The following is a 19,376-nucleotide window of genomic DNA, read 5'->3' as shown; positions in this document are numbered from 1 at the left end:
GCCGCGCGCCCGGTGAAAACCGTTCTAGCGTTCGTCGTCTTCGGTCCAGGCGCCGATGACCGGCGGCGGGGTCGCCTCGTTGGCGCCGAAGGCGTCGTCCGGGTCCGGCTCGATGAGGAACGACGCGTGCGTGTGCTCCTCTTCCTGCTCGGCCTGCGCGCCGTGGGCGCCCATGCCCATGCCGCCGCCCATGCCGTGCATCGGCGGGGTGGCGCCGGCACCGATGGTGCCGCTGGAGGACACGATGCCCTGCTGCGGCACGGCCTGGGACGCGGCGCTCTGCGCGGGCCCGCCCTTTTCGGTGGCCGCGGCGTCGGTGCTGTCGGTGTCCTTGGAGCCGGACTTGTTGCCCTGTCCGAGCGCCTTGGCACCGGCGTAGCCGAGGCCACCGCCGAGCGCGGCCGCGGTGAGGGCCTGGCCGAGTCCGTTGCCGCCGCTCGCCGGGGCGTGCGGGGTCATCGGGGCACCGGCGCCGGAAGCGACGCCGGCACCCGGCGCGACACCGGCGGCCGGGACGTTCGCGGCGGGGTTGTAGCCGGCCTGCGAGAACACGCCCGTGTCCGGACCACCGTGGACCGGAGCCGCGCCGCTGCCCTGCGCGCCGCCGTAGCCGTGCGTGCCGGCGAGGACGGGGGTGCCGGAGACGGCGCCGGAGTTGAGGCCCCCGGAGGCGATGTTGCCGACACCGCTGAACGAAGCGCTGTTGTGCGTGGCGGTCGGCTTCATGCCGAGGGATTCGGGGCCGAAGCTCGGGGTCGAGCTGTCGACCTCGCTCATCTCCTTGGTGTAGGCCTCGAGGAACCTGGCCTGCTCCGCCCGCACTTCCTTGTCCTGGTCGGCGAGGGGCTTCTGGTCGGTGATCATGCCGACCGGGCCCGCTGCCAGCGCCTGGCCCATGGCCTTCTCGGGGCTGTAGTCGGTCGGCTTCGGCATGAGCTTGACCTTGGTGGCGGCGTCGGCCTGCTTCTGGAGCCGGTCCGACATCGTGTGCGCGGCCTCGGAGGCCTGCGAACCCGAGTTCGCGATGGCGACCAGCGAACCCTGCGCGGCCGCCGCGCCCTGCCCGATCCAGGCGGAGCCCAGCTCGGAGATCGCGTTGTAGAGGTCGTTCGACGCCTGGCTCAGCTTGCTGCCGTGCGAGCCCCAGGACTGGCTGATCGCGGTCGCGGTGCTGGGGTCGTTGCCGAGGTTGGCCTGGTTCCACAGGTCCTGGCTGCTCGGGGCGCTCTCCCAGTTCGGCGGGTTCGTGATCGCGCGGTCGGCGCCGATGTCGAAGCCGTCGGAGCGGCCTCGCGCGGCCGACACGATGTTCGCGGCGTCCGTGTTGTCGCCGAGCTGGACCGGCGTGCCGCTGGTGTTGCTCTCGCCGTAAGAGTCTGCGCTGTGCTTCGGTGGCATGGCTTTCTGACTCCCCCTCAGACGTTCCGGAACGGCTCGGCCGCGGCCTGGTCGATCTCGTGGTAACGGGCCATCGCGGTGACGATGCCGGACTCGGCCGCCTCGTACTGCTGGTAAAGGTTCTGGAGGGCGGCGGTGTAGGAGTCACCGCCACCATCGGCACGGTTCGCGACCTTCGCCGCGATCGCGTTGCCGACCGGGTTGTTGCCCAGCTTCGGCGCCTGGCCGAGGTCGCCGGCGCTCTGGAGCAGCGCCTCGACGGCGTCCTTGCCGGTGCGGATCTTGTTCAGTGCGGTCTGGGCCGCGTCCGGGTCGATCCCGACCTGCCCCTGAGCCGCGGCGTTCTTGAACGCGTTCGCGTCCGCCAGGCTGCTGTTCCCCATCTGAGCTCTCTCCGTTTCCCCCGGGCCAGGCCACGACGGCTTCGTGGCAAAGGTCTTCGCATAGGTTAACGCACTTGATCGCAGCTTATGACGTGTTCGCCGCGCTCAGGGTTCCGCATTTCCCCGCGAACGGGCAAGCGGTTCTCAGGACGTGTAAACGTGCGGATCCAGGGTGCCGATGTAGGGCAGGTCCCGGTAACGCTCCGCGTAGTCAAGGCCGTATCCGACTACGAATTCGTTGGGGATGTCGAACCCGATGTACTTGACCGGTACGTCGACCTTGACCGCCTCCGGCTTGCGCAGGAGCGAGACGACCTCCAGCGACGCCGGGTTCCGGCTCGCGAGGTTCTTCAGCAGCCAGGACAGGGTCAGCCCGGAGTCGACGATGTCCTCGACGATGAGCACGTCGCGGCCGGCGATGTCGCGGTCGAGGTCCTTGAGGATCCGCACCACGCCGGACGACGACGTCGCCGAGCCGTAGGAGGAGACCGCCATGAACTCGAGCTGGGAGGGAAGGGGGAGCGCCCTGGCGAAGTCGGTCATGAACATCACCGCGCCCTTGAGCACGCCGACGAGCAGGAGGTCTCCCTGCCCGGAGCCGGGGCCGTCGGCCGGGTAGTCCGCGGCGACCTGTGCGGCCAGCTCGGCGATCTTGTCGTTGATCTGCTGCTCGGTGACGAGCACGGAGGCGATCTCGCCTTCGTACACGGGACGTTCCCCTCTAGGTGGTGGACTGGGGTGCTTCGAGCAAGAGCCTGCCATGCGCCCGCTTCGCCACCAAGTCGCCGGGTAGCCAGACGCCGCCCTGACCCCGCCAGTTCCCCACCAGCGCGTCGACCGAACGCAGATGGGCGTCGGTGAGTTCGCGGACCCCGGAGTCGAGCAGCCACCTGCGGAGGACGCGTCGCCGCAGAGCGGGCGGCTCGGTGGCGAGCACCGCGACGTCGAGTCCTTCGCCGGTGAAAGCCCGCAGGTGGACGTCTCCGGCGAGTGTGTCCAACGCCTCGGTGTCCTCGCGCAGTTGCGCCGCCGTGCGGGCGAGCGACGCCGCGACACCGCCGGACAGCACCTCCTCCAGAAGGGGCAGTACTTCCGTCCGTAACCGGACACGGGTGAACCGCGGGTCCTCGTTGTGCGGGTCCTGCCACGGGTCGACGCCGAGTGCCGCGCAGGCCCGCCGGGTGGTGGCGCGGGTGACGCCGAGCAGCGGCCGTCCCCACGGCGGGTCGAGCGGCCGCATCCCGGCCAGCGAGCGCGGCCCGGAACCGCGGCCGAGGCCGAGCAGGACCGTTTCGGCCTGGTCGTCGAGGGTGTGGCCGAGCAGGACGAGGCCGTGCGCGCCGGGCAGCGCCGAGCGCAAGGCGCCGTAGCGGGCCCGGCGGGCCGCGGCTTCCGGTCCGCCCGCGCCCTCGACGCGCACCTTCAGCACTTCGGCGGTGTCGGCGCCCAGCTCTCGTGCCGTGTTCGCGGCCCGGGCGGCGGTTTCGGCGGAACCGTCCTGGAGGCCGTGGTCGACGACGAGCGCCCGCACCTTCAGCCCCGCCCGGCGGCCGGTGAACGCGGCCGCCTCGGTCAGGGCCAGGGAATCGGCGCCGCCCGAGACCGCCACGTACACCTCGTCGCGCGGGCTCGCCGACGCGAGGAACTCCCGCACGGCCGTCCGCACGGCCGCGATCGCGGGATCCGGTCCGCTCACCCGTGCAGGCGCCGCACCCAGGCCGCGGGATCGCTGATCTCGGCCCTGGTCGGCAGCGTGTTCGGCGACGTCCACACGGCGTTGAAGCCGTCCATGCCGACGGCGTCGACGACGTGCTTGGTGAACTTCGCGCCCTGTTCGTACTGGCGCAGCTTCGCGTCCACGCCGAGCAGGCTGCGCAGCACGCGGTCGATCAGGCCGCCGCCCTTGCGCCGGGCGGTGAACCGCGAACGGATCAGCTCGACGCTCGGCACCACCCGCGGCCCGACGGCGTCCATCACGAAGTCGGCGTGCCCCTCCAGAAGCGTGGAAAGGGCCAGCAGCCGGTCGAACACCGCGCGTTCGCTCGGCGACTGCAGGAGTTCGGCGAGACCGGCGCCGCCCGCCTTGCCCTTGCCGATCTGCTTGATGGTGTCCGGCAGGCGGCCGACCAGATCGCTCAGCCCGTCCGCGTCCCGGCCGGCGAGCCCGCCGATCAGGCGCTCGACCTCGTCGGCGAAGTAGTCGCGCAGCCAGGTGACCGCGGTGAACTGCAACCGGTGGGTGCATTCGTGCAGGCAGACCCACAGCCGGAAATCGTGCCCCGGCACGTCCATCGCGCGCTCGGCGGCGACCACGTTCGGCGCGACGAGCACCAGCTGCCCGGTGCGGTCCGGCCCGCCGAACGGGTCGTACTGCCCGAGCACGCGGGAAGCCAGGAAGGCGAGCACCAGCCCGGTCTGGACTCCGGCGCCACCGGCCAGCACGGGCGCCAGCGGGCCGCCCTGCGCTTCCGGCAGTGCGCGACCGGTGAGCGCGTCGAGGCCCGCCGCGGCCGAACGGACCCAACCGGGCCTGTCGACGACTTCGGCGGGCAGCAGCGGCAGGTCGAGGCCGAGCCCGGTCAGCTCGCGGACGTGCTCCTCGGCCTCGCTCGTCAGGTCACGTAGCTCGGCGACGGCCTTTTCGGCCTCTTCGCGGTCGACCACCGGACCGCCACGCACCAGGAGGGCGCCCGTCGAGGCGGCCAGGGACCAGTCGACCATCGAACGTGTCTTGGTCGGCGTTTCCTCAGTCACTCTTACGACGCTACCCGCTGGGAGACCGGTTTCCGTCCCGACTTCCTCACGCTCCGGTTCCGGTCGCTCACCGGGAGGCGGTGGCGGAGCAGATGCGAACAATCGAAGGCCGACCGACTACGACGTGAACCCGCCCGCCGAAGGCTCCGCGATCGCGGCGGCAGGGCGCCCCGAACGCACGACGCCGGGGAGACGAAAAGTGCGCCCTGGCGACGCGATCGCGGTCGCGGGTTCACCAAAATCATCTGCAGCCGCACTTGTGCAGGGTCGCCGCGACGACGTCGAGCGCGGCCCTGCCCTTGTTCTGGTCCGAACCGGACGACATCAGCGCGAACACCAGCATCCGGCCGTCGGTGTCCAGCACCACGCCTGCCAGCGTGTTCACCCCGGACAGCGTCCCGGTCTTGCCGCGCACCCAGCCCCGGCCCGCCGCCGACGCCGGGTCGCCGTAGCGCTTCTCCAGCGTCCCGCTGCCGCCCGCGACGGGGAGGCCCGCCAGCAGCGGCCGCAGCTTGGGCGTCCTCGGGTCCTTGCCGTCCGGCGCCGCCGCGACCGCGAGGATCTCGCTGAGCACCTTGGCCGGGATCTTGTTCTGGTCGGACAGTCCGCTGCCGTCGTTGATCTGGACCCCGGTGAGATCGAAGCCGGCCTGCTTGAGCACGTCCATCGTCGCGGTCGCGCCGCCGGTGAACGACGGCTCGGCGCCCTTCGCGAGCGCGAGCTGGCGGGCGAGGACGTCGGCCATCAGGTTGTCCGAGAGCTGCAGCAGCGAGTTGGCGAACTCGGTCAGCGGCTGCGACTTGACCTCGCCGAGCACCTTCGCGTCCTTCGGCGCCGTCGTCGTACCGCCGGCCTGGGCTTCGAGCTTCCCCGCGATCTTCTGGGTCAGCGCGGCCGCCGGGTTCGCGACGCGGGGCGAGTGGTCGTTCTTCGGGTCGGTGCGGCCGCCGTCGGCCATCACGGGGAGGACCGGCGCCATGTAGGTGTTCCCGGCGGCGGTGTCCTCCGGGTCCCAGCCCTTCGCGCTCGTCGGCCCCTTGAACAGGCTGATGTCCAGCTGGACCTTGGAGATCTTGCCGCCCACGGCCTTCTTGACCTGGGCGACGAGGTCGTCGACGTGCGCCGCGCCCGGGTACAGCGGTGAATCGGTGCCCAGCGGCAGCGCGGTCAGCGAGGGGTCGCCACCTGCGACGAGGACGACCGTGCCCGGCTCGGCGCCCTGGACGATCTTCGTCGAGAACTGCGTGCCGTGCTCCATCGACAACAGCGCGGCCGCGACGACGAGGATCTTCGTGGTCGACGCCGGGGTCAGCGGGGTGCCGGAGTTCTTGTCCCACAGGACTTCGCCGGACGCCGCGTCCACGACGGTGCCGGTGAGCGTGCCGAGGTCGGGGGCCGCGGCGGGGCCGGCCAGCGCGGCCGCGAGCCCTTCCTTCGTCGGCCCGGCGCCGTTGATGTCCGGCCCGTGCAGGACACGGGTGACACCGGCGGGTTTGGGGATCTCCCCCTTCGGCGCGTTCGGCGCCCAGGGCAGGCCGAGCCGGTTCGACACCTTCGGCATCGCGGCGGCGCCGCCCATCCCGGCGAGCAGCAGGACGACGACCAGCGTCGTGATCAGCAGGGCCTTGCGTTTGCGCTTCGGCTTCGGCGCGGGCGCGGATTCGGCCTCCCCGGCCGGGGGTTCTTGAGAAGGCGGCTCGGGCTGCTGGATCCCGACGGTGGCTCCGGAGTCGAAGCGCTCTTCGGCGGGCTCGATGCGGACCGGGCGCGCGTGCATGGTCGCGGACGGGACCGGCGCGGGAGCCGGCGGATCGACCTTGCCCGGCTCGGGACGGCGCGGCGGATCCTGCGGGGGTTCCGGCCGCGGCTCGGGTCTCGCGAGCTCGTGCTCCCTCGCCGGCGTCGCGGCTCCCCGGTCGAACTGCTCCCAGTCGGGTTCGTCGGTTTGCCGCGGCTGGACAGGCTGGACGAAGACCGTCTTCGGCGCTTCCGGCTCGACGGGCGTCGCCGGCTCGAAGGCGGACCACTGCGGCGTCGGGGTCTCCGGGACGTCCGGCTCCTCCTCCACCTCGACGACGGGCTGGAACCAGGAGCCACTTTCGGGTGTGACCTTCGGCACTGCCAGCTCTTCGGTCTTGCCGTTCGCCAGACCCGACATCGGCAGCCAGATGGTGGCCTCACCCTCCCCCTTGGTGCCCTTGGGCTCGGCGGATGAGGTGTCCTTGTCGTCCGACGGCCACATCGGGACATCGTTTTCCGGCACGCAACACTCCTTCATCCACCGTCCGGGGAAGGGGCCAAGCTCACATACGACCACATCGATGCGACCGCCCGGGCCCCCGTGGTCCACACTAGTGAAGACAAGACCATGATTTCGGTGAGCCGTCCGCGACGGCGGGGCGTACCAAAGACGAGAGCAGCGAGGCCGGCGTGGAATTCGACGTCACTATCGAAATCCCCAAGGGGGAGCGCAACAAGTACGAGGTGGACCACAAGACCGGTCGGATCAAACTCGACCGGACGCTGTTCACCGCCACGCAGTACCCCGCCGACTACGGGTTCATCGACGACACCCTCGGCCAGGACGGCGACCCGCTCGACGTGCTGGTGCTCGTCCAGGAGCCGACCTTCCCGGGCTGCCTGATCCGCTGCCGCGCGATCGGCATGTTCCGGATGACCGACGAGAAGGGCCCGGACGACAAGGTCCTCGCGGTCCCGACGAACGACCCGCGGCTCGAGCACCTCCGCGACATCCACCACCTGAACGAGTTCCACAAGCTCGAGATCCAGCACTTCTTCGAGGTGTACAAGGACCTGGAGCCGGGCAAGAGCGTCGAGGGTTCGACCTGGGTCGGGCGTTCCGAGGCCGAGGCCGAGATCAAGCGTTCGCTCGACCGTGAGACCGACCGGCTGGCCAAGGAGGCCATCGACGGTCCGGCGGCTCACTAAGTCGCTTAAGCACCGAAGGGGCCCTTCACCGCATCTCGTGCGGTGAAGGGCCCCTTCGCGTCTCGTCCGCCGGATCACGCGTGACGTCCGTCCAGTCACGTGACATCACCGGTGCTGCGCCTCGTGAGTGGTAAGGACGGTTAGAACCGTCCTTACCACTCACGAGACCGCTTACTACGCCGAGTAGCCCGGGATCGGGAACGGCGCCAGGAACTCGCGGATCTCGGCGGCGATGGTGTCCAAAGCGGACTGTTCCTCGCCCGCCGCCGCGGTGATCGTGCGGTCGATCCACTCCGCGACCTGCGTCTGGTGCTCCGGCTCCAGCCCGCGGGTGGTGATCGCGGAGGTGCCGAGCCGGATGCCGGACGGGTCGAACGGCTTGCGCGGGTCGAACGGCACGGTGTTGTAGTTCAGTTCGATCCCGGCGCGGTCCAGCGCCTGCGCGGCGGGTTTGCCCGGCACGTTCTTGTTCGTCAGGTCGATCAGCAGCAGGTGGTTGTCGGTGCCGCCGGACACGAGGTCGTAGCCCCGCTCGACCAGCGCCTCGGCCAGCGCACGCGCGTTGGCGACGATGCGGTGCGCGTACGCGGAGAACTCCGGCTTCTGCGCCTCGCCCAGCGCGACGGCGATCGCGGCGGTCGTGTGGTTGTGCGGGCCGCCCTGCAGACCGGGGAACACCGCCTTGTCGACGGCCTTCGCGTGGTCGGCGTCGGAGAGGATCATGGCGCCGCGCGGGCCGCGCAGCGTCTTGTGCGTGGTCGTGGTGATGACCTGCGCGTGCCCGACCGGCGACGGGTGCGCGCCGCCGGCGACCAGTCCGGCGATATGCGCGATGTCGGCGACCAGCACGGCGTCGACCTCGCGCGCGATCTCCGCGAACGCCGGGAAGTCGATGGTGCGCGGGATCGCGGTGCCGCCCGCGAAGATCAGCTTCGGCCGGTGCTTCAGCGCGAGTTCGCGGACCTGGTCGAGGTCGACGCGGCCGGTCTCCTTGCGGACGCCGTAGCGGACCGGGGTGAACCACTTGCCGGTCGCGGACACGCTCCAGCCGTGCGTGAGGTGGCCGCCGTCCGGCAGCGCCATGCCGAGCACGGTGTCGCCCGGCTGCGCGAAAGCCAGGTACACCGCGAGGTTCGCCGGGGAGCCGGAGTACGGCTGGACGTTCGCGTGGTCGACGCCGAAGACGGCCTTCGCGCGTTCGATGGCGAGGTTCTCGACCTGGTCGATGAGCTGCTGGCCTTCGTAGTACCGCTTGCCCGCGTAGCCCTCGGAGTACTTGTTGGTGAGGACGGTGCCCGTGGCCTCCAGTACGGCCTGGGAAACGTAGTTCTCGGACGCGATCAGGCGGATCTTGTCGTGCTGGCGTTTCGCCTCGTCCTCCACGAGCCCCGCGATCTGCGGGTCGGCGGCGGCGAGCGCGGAAAGTTCGGGCTGGTGTGTCATCGGACGTACTCCTGCCAGAGACGGCCGGACCCAGGCGCGCGGTACCGGCCTTGTCGTCGCTTCCCGGTGGTGCTCCACCTCAAATGGCGCCAGTCGCTGGTGCGGAACAGCCTAGAGCACGGCGCGTGACCCGGCGTGCGGACGATGTCCGGCGCACCACCGGCGGCTGCATCCGGCCGTGCGGTCACAGAACGCCTGTGCGCAGACGGCACAGCGTTTGATCCGCCGCCAGCCGCCGAACACGACGAGTTCCGCCAGCCCGGACGCTCCCGCGACCAGGTCACCGCAGCCCGGCCACGCCGTCACCTGCACCAGCCGCCAGCCCTTCCCGGACTCGACCAGCCGCGGCGCGGCACCGTTCCCGGCGAGGATCCGGTTGAGCCGGTCGGCGGCGGCATGCTCGTCCGGCAGCGCCGAGACGACGCCGGCGAGCCACGGATTTCCTTGGGCCAGCAGCCTTTCCGCGACTTCGAGGGCCGGGTCGAGGTCGCGGAAAGGCGGGACGATCACGTGCTTGCGCGTCACGGTTCTTCGATCGCGACGCCCATCGAGCGGGCCGTGCCCGCGATCGTGCGCATGGCCGCTTCGACGTCACCGGTGTTGAGGTCCGGCAGTTTCCGCTCGGCGATCTCGCGCAGCTGGTCCCGGGTCAGCTTTCCGGCGACCTCATGCCCAGGGCGGCCGGATCCCTTACCACCCAACGCCTTCTTGATGAGGAACGACGCGGGCGGGGTCTTCAGCCGAAGTTCGAAGGAGCGGTCCTCGAACACCGACACGACCACCGGGACGATGTCGCCCCGCTGCGCCGCCGTCGCCGCGTCGTAGGCCTTCTTGACCTCGACGAGGTTCACGCCGGTCTGCCCGAGCGTCTTCCCGAGGTCGACCACCGGCGCGTTGCCGGCGGTCAGCTCGAGGGTCGCCTGATGGGTTTTCTTCTTCGACTTCGGTGCCATGCGCCGAAGCTATGGTCTCCAGTTACTGGAGAGTCAATCGATCGGTTTGACGCTCTCCGCGTGACGGCGCGCCAGCTCCTGGTAGATCACCGCGTTGTGCTCGACCCAGCCGCGGGCGGTGCCGTCGAGCGGGACGTGCTTCTTCGCCGGGCTGCCCATGGCGACCGTCTCCGGCGGGATGACCATGCCGGGCGTGACCGTGGCGCCGGCGGCGACCAATGCCTTCGCGCCGATCTGCGCCTTGTCGAGCACGGTCGAGCCGTTCCCGATCAGCGCCTGCTCGCCGATCGTGCAGTCGTGCACGAGGCACTGGTGCCCGACGGTGACGTTCTTGCCGACCTCGGTCACGCCGCCGTTGACGTGGATGACCGAGTTGTCCTGGATGTTGGCGCCCTCGCGGACGATGATCTTCCCGAAGTCGGCGCGCAGCACGGCGCCATACCAGACGGAGGCGCCCTTCTCGACGACGACGTCGCCGATCAGGGTGGCGGTGGGGGCGATCCACGCTTCGGGATCCACCTGGGGACGGTGCCCCTCGAATTCGAACATCGGCATGCCCCGCACCCTATGCGCCCGAGCGCGTGAAGGCCCCCTTCACGCGGCTGAGCCGAGGAAAGGGGGCCTTCACGCACTACAGAGGTCAGCCGATGGCGGTGTTCAGCAGGAGGTCCACGGCCTTGTCGTTACGCGTGGTCTCCCGGACGATCACCTCGTCGGGCGGGTAGAAGCCGGGGTTCGAACCCCGCGGGTACATCTCGAAGGTGAAGCTCAGGATCTTGTGGGTGCCCCACATCCAGTCGTCGATCGTCCCGTCGGTGATGTACAGGTCGCTCGACTGCTGCGGCGTGTAGCCGTTGGTCGCCGCCAGCTGACGGCCCACCGTCTGGAACCGCTGCGCTTCCGCGGCGGTCATTCCGGGGGCGGTGTCGTTGTAGGTGAAGCCGAACGGCCACAGCACGAGCTCCGAATAGGTGTGGAAGTCGATGCTCGCCTTGATCTGCTGGACGCCGCCGATCTTGCGCGAGTTGACGAAGTTGGACACCGCCCTGGTCTCCGGGGCGGAGAACGCCGACGGGCCGCGGTAGGTCTCGCTGGTGGTCGAGCCCGACGAACCGCCGCAGCAGCCCCAGTTGTAGGCCCAGTTGCGGTTGGGGTCGGTGCCGTTGCCCTGCCGGTTCTTGCGCCAGTACTTGTAGCTGCCGCCGGAGATGTCGTACTCCGAGCCGTCGGGGTTGACGTTCGGGATCACGTAGATCTCGACGCTGTCGACGAACCGCTTGATCGCCGGATCCGAGGCGTAGCCCTGGGTGAACCGGTTCACGATCCGCAGGCACATCTCGGTGGTGAGGTGTTCACGCGCGTGCTGGTTGCAGGTGAACAGGACCTCGGGCTCGTTCTCGTCCGTGCCGACGTTGTCGCTGATCTTCAGCAGGTTCAGCGCCCGGCCCTGATACGAGTTGCCGACGCTGCTCAACCGCGCGATCGAGCCGTAGTTCGACTGCGCGTTGCGAAGCTCCGTGGTGACCTCGGCGTAGTTGTGGAAGCCGGAGTCCGACGGCGGGAAGTCGTTGATCGCGTTGGTGCCGACCTTCTCCGACCGGTCGACCACGCCGCGCTGCTCGACGCGGTAGCCGAGCGAACGGATCTTCGCCGCGTCGCTCGCCTCACCGATGAACGTGGTCGTGCCGCCGGCGGAGCCGAGGACATCGACGCCCAGCCGGGAGATCTGGGTGCGCTGCTGGGAAGTCCCGGTGCCGAAGACCTCGTAGATCTGGACCTGCGCGTCCTCGGCCTGCTGGTCCGCGGTCGCCGGACTCGCGGCGACCGGGATGGTGAACGCCGCGACGGCCGCGATCGCCACGGCCATGCACCGTCTTATGCGCATCGTCGTCTCCTAGCTCTGAGGCAGGGGAAGGGGAACCTCACCATGACCGGAGCCGGAAGAGCGAACAATCCGTAACGGTACGGATCTAATGCGTATTTCTAGCCGTAGTTCGCGAAACAGAGCGCTTCGATGTCACCACGCAGTGCGGCGAACGGCCGCCGCCGGACGCGCTGCTGGACGATCGCACCGAGCAGATAGGACAGTAGGGCCCGCGCGCGTGCCCGCGGGTCTTCGACGTCGAGCGGCGCGAGCAGTTCCGCCAGCAGTTCGGTGATCGAGGTCAGCATGACGTCGATGGCCTGAGGGTGCTGCGCGCGGCCCGCGGCGATCCAGTACTCGAACCAGAGGAAGGCCGCGTTCGGACGGCCGGAGAACTCGGCGAGGAAGGCCTCCAGCGCGGCGAAGAGCCGCTCATCCGGGTGATCGTGTTTCGCCGAAATTTTGCGCAAATCGGCGATGAACGTTGTGATGTGCGCCGCCATCGCGCGGTCGATCAAGACGTCGATGTCCGCGAAGTAGTAATGAATCGCACTCTTCGTGAGCGGCCCGGCGTCCGCGATCGCCCGCACGGTGCAGCCCGCGAGCCCGTCCCTGGCGAGCACGACACGCGCCGCTTCGACGATCTGTTCCTGTTTCTGCAGCTGATTGGGGGAGAGCCGCGCGCTGCGGCCGGGAACGGCGGTCACGAAGTTCCTTACACCAAGTAGTCAGGACACGAGCCCTGAAGCTTAGGGCAAGCGTCCTGTCCGATCACAGCGGGTGAAAAATCTAGGTGGCTAGCCGCCGATCCGTAGCGGACAATGCCCGGCATGGTGACCTCAGGGGACAACGGGTTCAGCCCGGCCGCACGACGGCAGCTGGAGAAGGAACTCGCCGATCTGCGTGCGCAGCGCGACGCGATGGCGCCGCTCGTCGGCGAGCAGGAACGAACCGGCGACGCCGCCGACCAGGCGGAGGTGCTGGACCGCGCGGAGGCCGCCGCCTACCTCGACCGGCGCATCGCCGACGTCGCGGCGAAACTCGAGCACGGCGGCCGCGACAGCAAGGGCCTGCTCCCCGACGGCACCACCGTCACCCTCAGGTTCGCCGACGGCGACGAGGACGAGCTCCACATCGTCACGATCCCCGGCGAGGACGCGGACGCCTCCACGGTCACCTCGGACAGCCCGCTCGGCCTCGCGCTCGTGGGCGCGAAGGACGGCGACGAGATCACGTACCGGACGCCGCGGGGCGAGACCAGCGCCACGGTCGTCACCCTGAAGCCGCCTGCCTGACCCGTTTAGCGCGTGAAGGCCCCCTTCCCTCGGCTGAGCCGAGGGAAGGGGGCCTTCACGCGCCCGGACGGCACAGCACCGGATTCGCCAGCTCGGCGCACGGCCGGTGCCCGTGCGACCGCACGATGTCCTTGCCGACCTGGTTGGTCAGATACCGCAGGAAGCTCGCGACGAGCGAGTCGGCCTTCGGCTCGCCGAACGTGTACGCGTACTCGGTCTCCCAGAACGGGTAGGCCGCGTGGATCGCGCCCTCCAGCGTCGCCTGGTGGCCGTCGATCCGCACCGGCAGCACGTCCTCGCGTTTCGTGGCGGCGCCCAGTTCGCTGTAGCCGAGCGCGCCCGGCACACGCGACACCGCGTCGAGGACGTCGTTCGTGGACGGCTTCGCGCACCGCACCACTCCCGGCTGAGCACCCGGCGCCGGTTTGAGGCAGTCGTCGGAGTTGTCGCCGGGCTCCCGCTTGCCTGCCAGGATCTGTCCCTCGAACGTCCGCCGCGTACCGGAGTCGGAATGCCGGTCGACGAGCCGCACCGGCCGGTCCTTGCCGCCGATCTCCCGCCAGTTCGCGATCTTGCCGTCGTAGACGTCGCGGATCTGCGCGAGCGTGAGGTCCTGGACCCCGGCCTCCTTGTTGATCACGAGCGTGAACAGCGAGAAAGCGACCGGACGCGGCAGCAGTTGCGGGAAGCCCTCGCCCTTGGCGCCGTCGGAGAACGCCAGCACGCCGTCGTTCCCTGCCTGATTCAAGCTGCCGAGCCCTTCCGCGCTCCCCCGGGTGTCGAAGGCGAACGACGCACCCGGGCACGTCTTCGCGTACGAAGCCGTCGCTTCCTTCAGCACCGGCGCGAACGCCGTCGATCCGGTGATCGTCAGCTTCCCGGACGCGCAGTCCAGCGGCGGCGGCTTCTCGTCGAAGACCAGCGAACGGGTCAGCTGGAAGATGCTGATCACCACGAGGAACAGGATGAGCGCGATCACCGAGGTCGTCGGCCCGGTGCGGCTCTTGGTCTCGCGGAGGCTGCCGCCCTTGATCTCGCCGACGACCTGGGGATCGTCGAAATCGTCCGGCGAGCCGTTGGGGATGCGGTCGAGCACGGCGAGGATCTTGTAGTGCGCGCCGCGGTTCAGCGGCACCCTCGGCAGATCGATCACGCCCGCCGGCCGTTCGGGATTCTCGTCGCGCGCGCCGAAACCCGAGTCGTCACCGAAGCATTCGTGCAGATGCGGCGAGCTGAGTTCGGTCACCACCATGCCCGCCACGGTGCGGCCGGGGAACTTCACGCGGATGCCGACGCGGTCGTTCTCGTTGACCGCGTAGTCGTCGGTGTCGATGTCGGTGGTGCCGTTGTTCTCGATGCGCAGCAGCACGAACGACGGGTCGACGAGCCGCTCGCCGTTCTCGTGCTGGAGTTGCGCCAGCGCGTCGGCCGACGGCGCGAACCCGCGCCCGGACGCCGTGGGGGTGTCCATCTGGACGCGGTAACCGAGCCGTTTGCGGCCGACGAGCGCGAACTCCCACAGGAACGCGACGGCCGGGACGGCGATCCCGGCCACCGCGAGCAGGACGTCCCAGGGAAAGCCTTCCAAGACCAGCCTCCAGGTTCGGGGAATCGAACCTAAGGCCGGTCACGACCGGGGGCGGCGGACTTCAGCCAGTGTTCACCGGCCGTCCGCGAAGGCGTAGTCGTCGAGGTCGAAGAACCGGCTCGTCACCATGGTTTCCAGCGTGGGCGAGGCGCGGAAGGGCACGTCCCCGTTCGCGTCGAAGTAGTAGCTGTTGGCCACTGAACAGCTGTCCTGGAAGAACACCTGGTGCTTGCGCCGGTCCAGCATGCTCCGGAAGTACCGGTCGTTGGCCTCGCTCGTGACCTCCACGCGCGTCGCGCCGGTCTTCCTCGCGTTGCGCAGGCAGCGGATGATGTGCGCGGTCTGCGTCTCGATGAGGTTGAAGTACGAGGAACCGTTGTAGCCGTACGGTCCGAGGATGGTGAAGAAGTTCGGGAAACCGGGGACGCTGACGCCCTGATAGGCCTGGAACCGGTTCTCCGCCCAGAACTTCTCGAGATCGGCGCCGCCCGCGCCGCGCACGCTGAAGGCGGGCATGTTGCCCTTCTCGAACACCTTGAACCCGGTCGCCAGCACCAGGACGTCGACCGGATGCTCGGTGCCGTCGGCGGTGCGCACGCCGGATTCGGTGATCGCCTCGATGCCGGTGGTCTCCAGCGTGACGTTGTCCCGGTTGAACGTCTGGAGGTATTCGTTCGAGAAGCTCGGCCGTTTGCAGCCCAAGGCGTAGCGCGGGGTCAGCTTCTCGCGGGTTTCGGGATCCTTGACCGCGCGGCGCAGATGCGCGCGCCCGAGCCGCTCGCCGGCGCCCGCGGTCGGCAGGAGGTTGTGGAAATGCGCCGCCAGCGGGAAGGTCACCTCCACGAGGGCCTGGCTGGCCAGCCGGGACACCAGTTTCGCGCCCGGCAGCCGCCGCAGCGCGAGCCGCGCCGTCCGGGGCAACGCGGCGTCGGGTTTGGGCAGGCACCAGATCGGCGTGCGCTGGAACACCGTCAGATGCGCGGCCTCCGGTGCGATGGACGGGATCACCTGCACGGCCGAGGCCCCGGTGCCGACGACGGCGACGCGTTTGCCCCGCAGGTCCACGCCGTGGTCCCAGCGCGCGGTGTGCATGACCGTGCCGCGGAAAGCGTCTATGCCGTCGATGTCCGGCGGCTTCGGCTGGGTGAGCACGCCGGTGGCGCCGACGACGAAGCGTGCCGTCAGCGGCCGGCCTTCGGCGGTTTCGAGGCGCCACAAGTGCGTCTCGTCGTCGAAGGTCGCGGAGACGACCTTGCTGCCGAGGCGGGTGCGGCGGCGGATGTCGTACTTGTCGACGCAGTAGTCGGCGTACGCCTTCAGCTCGCGGCCGGGCGCGTAGACCCGCGACCAGCCGGAGATCTGCTCGAACGAGAACTGGTAGCTGAACGACGGGATGTCGACGGCGACCCCGGGATAGGTGTTCCAATGCCACGCGCCGCCGACGCCGTCGCCCTCCTCCAGCATCAGGAAGTCTTCGAAACCGGCTTGGTGCAGCAGGATCGCGGCCCCGATCCCGGAGAATCCCCCGCCGATGATCGCGATCTCGTGGTCCGGCTTCATGCGGGGAGTCCTTCCTTGGCGAACAGTGAGCTGGGCCCGAGCACCACCACGTCGGCCTGGTGCTCGATACCTTCGGCGGTGCGGATCCCGCCGGACGCGAAGGCGTAGACCGGCCAGGTGATGAGCTTGCAGCCGGGCCGCCGGAGCGCTCCGTAGTAGCCGAGGCCCGGCGCCGTCCGCCGCGAGCCGAAGCGTCGGTCGGGTGTCAGGAGCCTGCGGATCCAGGGGTCTTTCACCTGCCAGCGCAGGAAAACCCGGGCGACGGCGACGCCGAGGACGGCCGGCCCGGGGACCGGCATCGGCACCACCCAGTCCGGCTCCTCCTGGAACACCTTCACCGACCGCGCGGTGGCCACCACCTCGGGCACGATCTGCGCCGCCTCGCGGCCGGGCGCGACCACGGCGACACGCTGTCCGGTGAAGTCGTGCCCGAACCACTCGGTGCCGCGCAGCACCTCGCCCCGGAACGCGCCGAGGCTCATGACGCGACCGGTTCGTGGGTGATCTCCTCGGTCCACGACTGCGGCTTTCCCAGCAGCCGCGCGGGAATCAGCCGGGTGACCTTCACCATCGGGTCGGCGAGCAGCCGGTGGTAGACGTGCGAACGGTCGACGATCATCGCCGCCTGCGCCTTGAGCACGTGGTACGCCGGGATGCGTTTGGTGAACTCGCCGCGGCCGCCGATGGTGGAGAACCGCTTCACGGCGTTGTACAGCTTCTTCTCCGGCAGGCCCATCGCGACGATGTTGTCCCGCATCTTGTTGATCAGCGGCACGAACACCACGATCAGGCCGAGGACGATCTGCGGTTTGAGCGAGCCGATCGATTCGGTGAGCAGTTTGGTCGTGGATCCGGCGCCGATCAGCTCCAGCACCTCGAAATCGGCCGTGATGTGCCGGGCCTCGTCGGAGTTGATGTGCCGGAACACCTGATGGCACACCGGATCCGAGACCTCTTCCAGCAGGAACTTCACCAGCGCGCCGTCCAGCGCGCATTCGAGCAGCGGGATGAGGGTGGCGAGCGCCGTCAATGGCAGCGTGTCGCCGAAGTCGTCGAGGACCTTGATGGCGAGCTTGACGTTGATGTTCGGCTCGGGCATCGAACCGTCCTCGTCGAGCATGCCCCAGCGCTTCATCAGCGCGAGTTCGGCGTTGGCGTGCTTCTGTTCCTCGGCGTGGAAGTAGCGGTAGATCTCCTGGATCACCGGGGTCGGCGCCTTCTTGGCCAGTGAGGCGAACCCGCGCGCGCCGACGTGCTCGATCCACACGAGGTCGGCCATGAACGGCCGCATCTTGGCGCGGAGTTCGTCCGTCATCGTCTCGGCGCCGGGCGCGTCCCAGTCGATGTCGGCCAGCGACCACTGCTTGTCCTTGATGGTCTGGAGCATCGCCGCGAAGTCGTAGGCCATCACTTCTCCTTTTCGGCGGGCAGGAACCGGCCGAGCAGGCCGGCGATCCGCGTGTACGGGACGGGCACGAACCGCTTGGCGTGCCACAGAAGCTGGGCGTCGGGCTGCGGCACGACGTAGAGGCGTCCGCGATCGTGGGCGTCGAGGGTCATCTTCGCGACGCGCTCCGGCGAGAACCCGACCACGTCGGAAACCCGTTGGGCGAGCCCACGTGCCTCGTCTTCGATGAGCTCGCCGCCGAAGATGTTGGTGCGCACGAAGGTCGGGCACAGCACGGTGACCGCGACGCCGGTGCCGGACAGTTCGGCGGCCAGTGTCTCGGACAGGCTGACGACCCCGGCCTTGCTCACGTTGTACGCGGCCATCCTCGGCGCGGCGGTGAACCCGGCGGCCGACGCGACGTTGATGACGCCGCCCGCCTTCGCCGCGCGCATGGCGGGGACGAAGGTGTGGCAACCGTGGATCACGCCCCAGAGGTTCACGCCGAGCGTGCGTTGCCAATCGGACAGCGGGCTCTGCCCGACGAGTTTGCCGCCCGCGCCGATCCCGGCGTTGTTGACGACGAGGTCCGGCTCGCGGCCGAACCAGGACCGTGCCTGGCTCGCCAAATCCGCGACTTCGTCCACATCGGACACGTCACAGGCGATGGCGACCGCGTTCTCGAGTGTTTTCGCGGTTTCTTCGGCGGCTTCGAGGTCGATGTCGGCGCAGACGACGCGGCTGCCGCGCCGGACGAGCTCGGCCGCGATCGCCCGCCCGATCCCGCTTCCCGCACCGGTGACGACGGCGTGCGCTCCGTGGGTCCGTTTCGTCATGCCGCCCTCACGATCGCCGGAAGATGTCCGGTGAGGAAGCGGCAAGCCCGCTCCATCGCCGGCGCCGCTTCGGGGATGAAGCGGGTCAAGGCCTGGAAGACGTGCATCTGGCCGGGGACCACGTCGAGTTCGCAGTCGGCTCCCGCGCGGCGCAGCGCCCTGGCCAGCTCGATGGCGTCCGCGGCGAGCATTTCGAGCCCGCCCGCCTGGATGATCGTCGGCGGGAAACCCTTGATGTCGTCGAAGGCGAACCGCAGCCGCTCCGACGCGAGGTCGGCGTCCACTGTGTACAGACCGACCAGCCGCGCGGCCGCGGCGGCGGAGATCATCGGGTCCGGGCTCATGCGCTCTCGTTCGGCCGCGAGCCCGAAGGTCACGTCGAACAGCGGCGAGAAGAGCGCCAACGCCGCGGGTGGTTCTCGGTGCTCGCGGATCAGCTGCGCGGCGAGGTCGACCGCGAGATGCCCGCCCGCGGAGTCGCCCGCGACGAGGATCCGGCGGTATCCCTGGCCGAGGAGCCGGTCGTAAGCCGCACGGACGTCGTCGGCGGCGCTCGGGAAGCGATGCCGCGGCGCGAGCCGATACTCGCAAGCGAAGACCGGCAGTCCGGTGCCTGCGGAGACCCGCGTGGTCAGCCCGCGATGCGTGCGCGCCGAGCAGAGCGCGTAACCGCTGCCGTGGATGTAGAGGACCACGGCGTTGCCCTCGCTCACCTCGGGCGCGCGGACCCACTCGCCGCGGATGCCGGGCTCGACGCGGCTCCCCTTCAACGGCGGCGAGGCCAGCCACAAACTGCTCGCGATGAAGGCCCTGGAGAACGCAACTCCCGCCCGATTGGCCGGGATCGCGTTGGCGATCGGCCGCACGAAAGCGGACGTCAGCGCGGAGGCCAACCCGGCGCGCAGGCCATTCTGCGGTCGCATGCCCTCAGAATGAATCTGAGGGCACCTGCTGTCAAGATGGGGA

20 protein-coding genes are annotated in these 19,376 nt (G+C 69.6%); 2 read left to right on the top strand and 18 right to left on the bottom strand.

Annotation, left to right across the window (positions count from 1 at the left end; all coding sequences use genetic code 11):
• Positions 1–24: 24 nt before the first annotated feature.
• The 6 genes from DMC61_RS35715 to dacB all read right to left on the bottom strand — a co-directional run bounded on the left by DMC61_RS35715 (position 25) and on the right by dacB (position 6,813).
• Entirely contained in the window at positions 25–1,398 is a 1,374-nt protein-coding gene (locus DMC61_RS35715) for a WXG100 family type VII secretion target (protein ID WP_125694958.1), read from the bottom strand.
• A 17-nt stretch (positions 1,399–1,415) separates the two neighbouring features.
• A complete protein-coding gene (locus DMC61_RS35710; protein ID WP_016337782.1) occupies positions 1,416–1,781 on the bottom strand; it encodes a hypothetical protein in 366 nt (121 codons plus the stop codon).
• A 144-nt stretch (positions 1,782–1,925) separates the two neighbouring features.
• The gene (gene hpt / locus DMC61_RS35705; protein ID WP_016337783.1) at positions 1,926–2,489 is read right to left on the bottom strand and encodes a hypoxanthine phosphoribosyltransferase; all 564 of its coding nucleotides are present in this window, start codon (positions 2,487–2,489) and stop codon (positions 1,926–1,928) included.
• Between the two features lie 13 nt (positions 2,490–2,502).
• Positions 2,503–3,477 carry a tRNA lysidine(34) synthetase TilS gene (gene tilS / locus DMC61_RS35700; RefSeq protein ID WP_125694956.1) on the bottom strand — a complete coding sequence of 325 codons (975 nt, stop codon included), beginning with the start codon at positions 3,475–3,477 and terminating at the stop codon, positions 2,503–2,505.
• Positions 3,474–4,502: a zinc-dependent metalloprotease gene (locus DMC61_RS35695; RefSeq protein WP_125695056.1), complete on the bottom strand. Its 1,029-nt coding sequence runs from the start codon at positions 4,500–4,502 to the stop codon at positions 3,474–3,476. The genes tilS and DMC61_RS35695 overlap by 4 nt, the downstream gene beginning before the upstream one ends.
• A 274-nt stretch (positions 4,503–4,776) precedes the next feature.
• Positions 4,777–6,813, bottom strand: coding sequence for a D-alanyl-D-alanine carboxypeptidase/D-alanyl-D-alanine-endopeptidase (gene dacB / locus DMC61_RS35690; RefSeq protein ID WP_125694954.1), 2,037 nt, complete (start codon positions 6,811–6,813; stop codon positions 4,777–4,779).
• A gap of 152 nt (positions 6,814–6,965) precedes the next feature.
• Between dacB and DMC61_RS35685 the strand changes: the two genes are divergently transcribed.
• Positions 6,966–7,484, top strand: a complete 519-nt coding sequence (locus DMC61_RS35685; RefSeq protein ID WP_016337787.1) for an inorganic diphosphatase — start codon at positions 6,966–6,968, stop codon at positions 7,482–7,484.
• A gap of 174 nt (positions 7,485–7,658) precedes the next feature.
• Here DMC61_RS35685 and glyA read toward each other — a convergent pair whose 3' ends face one another.
• The 6 genes from glyA to DMC61_RS35655 all read right to left on the bottom strand — a co-directional run bounded on the left by glyA (position 7,659) and on the right by DMC61_RS35655 (position 12,451).
• Positions 7,659–8,927, bottom strand: coding sequence for a serine hydroxymethyltransferase (glyA, locus tag DMC61_RS35680; RefSeq protein WP_125694952.1), 1,269 nt, complete (start codon positions 8,925–8,927; stop codon positions 7,659–7,661).
• Between the two features lie 111 nt (positions 8,928–9,038).
• Positions 9,039–9,452 carry a hypothetical protein gene (locus DMC61_RS35675; RefSeq protein WP_125694950.1) on the bottom strand — a complete coding sequence of 138 codons (414 nt, stop codon included), beginning with the start codon at positions 9,450–9,452 and terminating at the stop codon, positions 9,039–9,041.
• Entirely contained in the window at positions 9,449–9,880 is a 432-nt protein-coding gene (locus tag DMC61_RS35670; protein WP_016337790.1) for an uL11 family ribosomal protein, read from the bottom strand. The genes DMC61_RS35675 and DMC61_RS35670 overlap by 4 nt, the downstream gene beginning before the upstream one ends.
• Before the next feature lie 33 nt (positions 9,881–9,913).
• Positions 9,914–10,435, bottom strand: coding sequence for a gamma carbonic anhydrase family protein (locus DMC61_RS35665; protein WP_016337791.1), 522 nt, complete (start codon positions 10,433–10,435; stop codon positions 9,914–9,916).
• 85 nt (positions 10,436–10,520) lie between these two features.
• Positions 10,521–11,747: a M14 family metallopeptidase gene (locus DMC61_RS35660; RefSeq protein ID WP_125695055.1), complete on the bottom strand. Its 1,227-nt coding sequence runs from the start codon at positions 11,745–11,747 to the stop codon at positions 10,521–10,523.
• Between the two features lie 116 nt (positions 11,748–11,863).
• On the bottom strand, positions 11,864–12,451 hold the full coding sequence (locus DMC61_RS35655) for a TetR/AcrR family transcriptional regulator (RefSeq protein WP_016337793.1): 588 nt from the start codon (positions 12,449–12,451) through the stop codon (positions 11,864–11,866).
• Between the two features lie 123 nt (positions 12,452–12,574).
• On the opposite strand from DMC61_RS35655, the gene DMC61_RS35650 reads away from it, so the two are divergent.
• Positions 12,575–13,039, top strand: a complete 465-nt coding sequence (locus DMC61_RS35650) for a GreA/GreB family elongation factor (protein ID WP_016337794.1) — start codon at positions 12,575–12,577, stop codon at positions 13,037–13,039.
• 55 nt (positions 13,040–13,094) lie between these two features.
• On the opposite strand, the gene DMC61_RS35645 is transcribed toward DMC61_RS35650, so the two are convergent.
• The 6 genes from DMC61_RS35645 to DMC61_RS35620 all read right to left on the bottom strand — a co-directional run bounded on the left by DMC61_RS35645 (position 13,095) and on the right by DMC61_RS35620 (position 19,333).
• Positions 13,095–14,627, bottom strand: coding sequence for a PstS family phosphate ABC transporter substrate-binding protein (locus DMC61_RS35645; RefSeq protein ID WP_125694948.1), 1,533 nt, complete (start codon positions 14,625–14,627; stop codon positions 13,095–13,097).
• 72 nt (positions 14,628–14,699) lie between these two features.
• A complete protein-coding gene (locus DMC61_RS35640) occupies positions 14,700–16,187 on the bottom strand; it encodes an NAD(P)/FAD-dependent oxidoreductase (protein ID WP_125694946.1) in 1,488 nt (495 codons plus the stop codon).
• A complete protein-coding gene (locus tag DMC61_RS35635) occupies positions 16,184–16,669 on the bottom strand; it encodes an FAD-dependent oxidoreductase (protein WP_125694944.1) in 486 nt (161 codons plus the stop codon). Before DMC61_RS35635 ends, DMC61_RS35640 begins: the two co-directional genes overlap by 4 nt.
• A complete protein-coding gene (locus DMC61_RS35630) occupies positions 16,666–17,595 on the bottom strand; it encodes a ferritin-like domain-containing protein (RefSeq protein ID WP_125694942.1) in 930 nt (309 codons plus the stop codon). The genes DMC61_RS35635 and DMC61_RS35630 overlap by 4 nt, the downstream gene beginning before the upstream one ends.
• Complete coding sequence (locus tag DMC61_RS35625; RefSeq protein ID WP_125694940.1) at positions 17,595–18,410, bottom strand: SDR family oxidoreductase; 816 nt, start codon at positions 18,408–18,410, stop codon at positions 17,595–17,597. Before DMC61_RS35625 ends, DMC61_RS35630 begins: the two co-directional genes overlap by 1 nt.
• On the bottom strand, positions 18,407–19,333 hold the full coding sequence (locus tag DMC61_RS35620; RefSeq protein ID WP_199750177.1) for an alpha/beta hydrolase: 927 nt from the start codon (positions 19,331–19,333) through the stop codon (positions 18,407–18,409). Before DMC61_RS35620 ends, DMC61_RS35625 begins: the two co-directional genes overlap by 4 nt.
• Positions 19,334–19,376 lie beyond the last annotated feature (43 nt).

The sequence above is a fragment of the Amycolatopsis sp. WAC 04169 genome, assembly GCF_003947535.1.
Classification (GTDB): Bacteria; Actinomycetota; Actinomycetes; order Mycobacteriales; family Pseudonocardiaceae; genus Amycolatopsis; species Amycolatopsis keratiniphila.
This window is presented reverse-complemented; position numbering and strand designations above follow the sequence as displayed.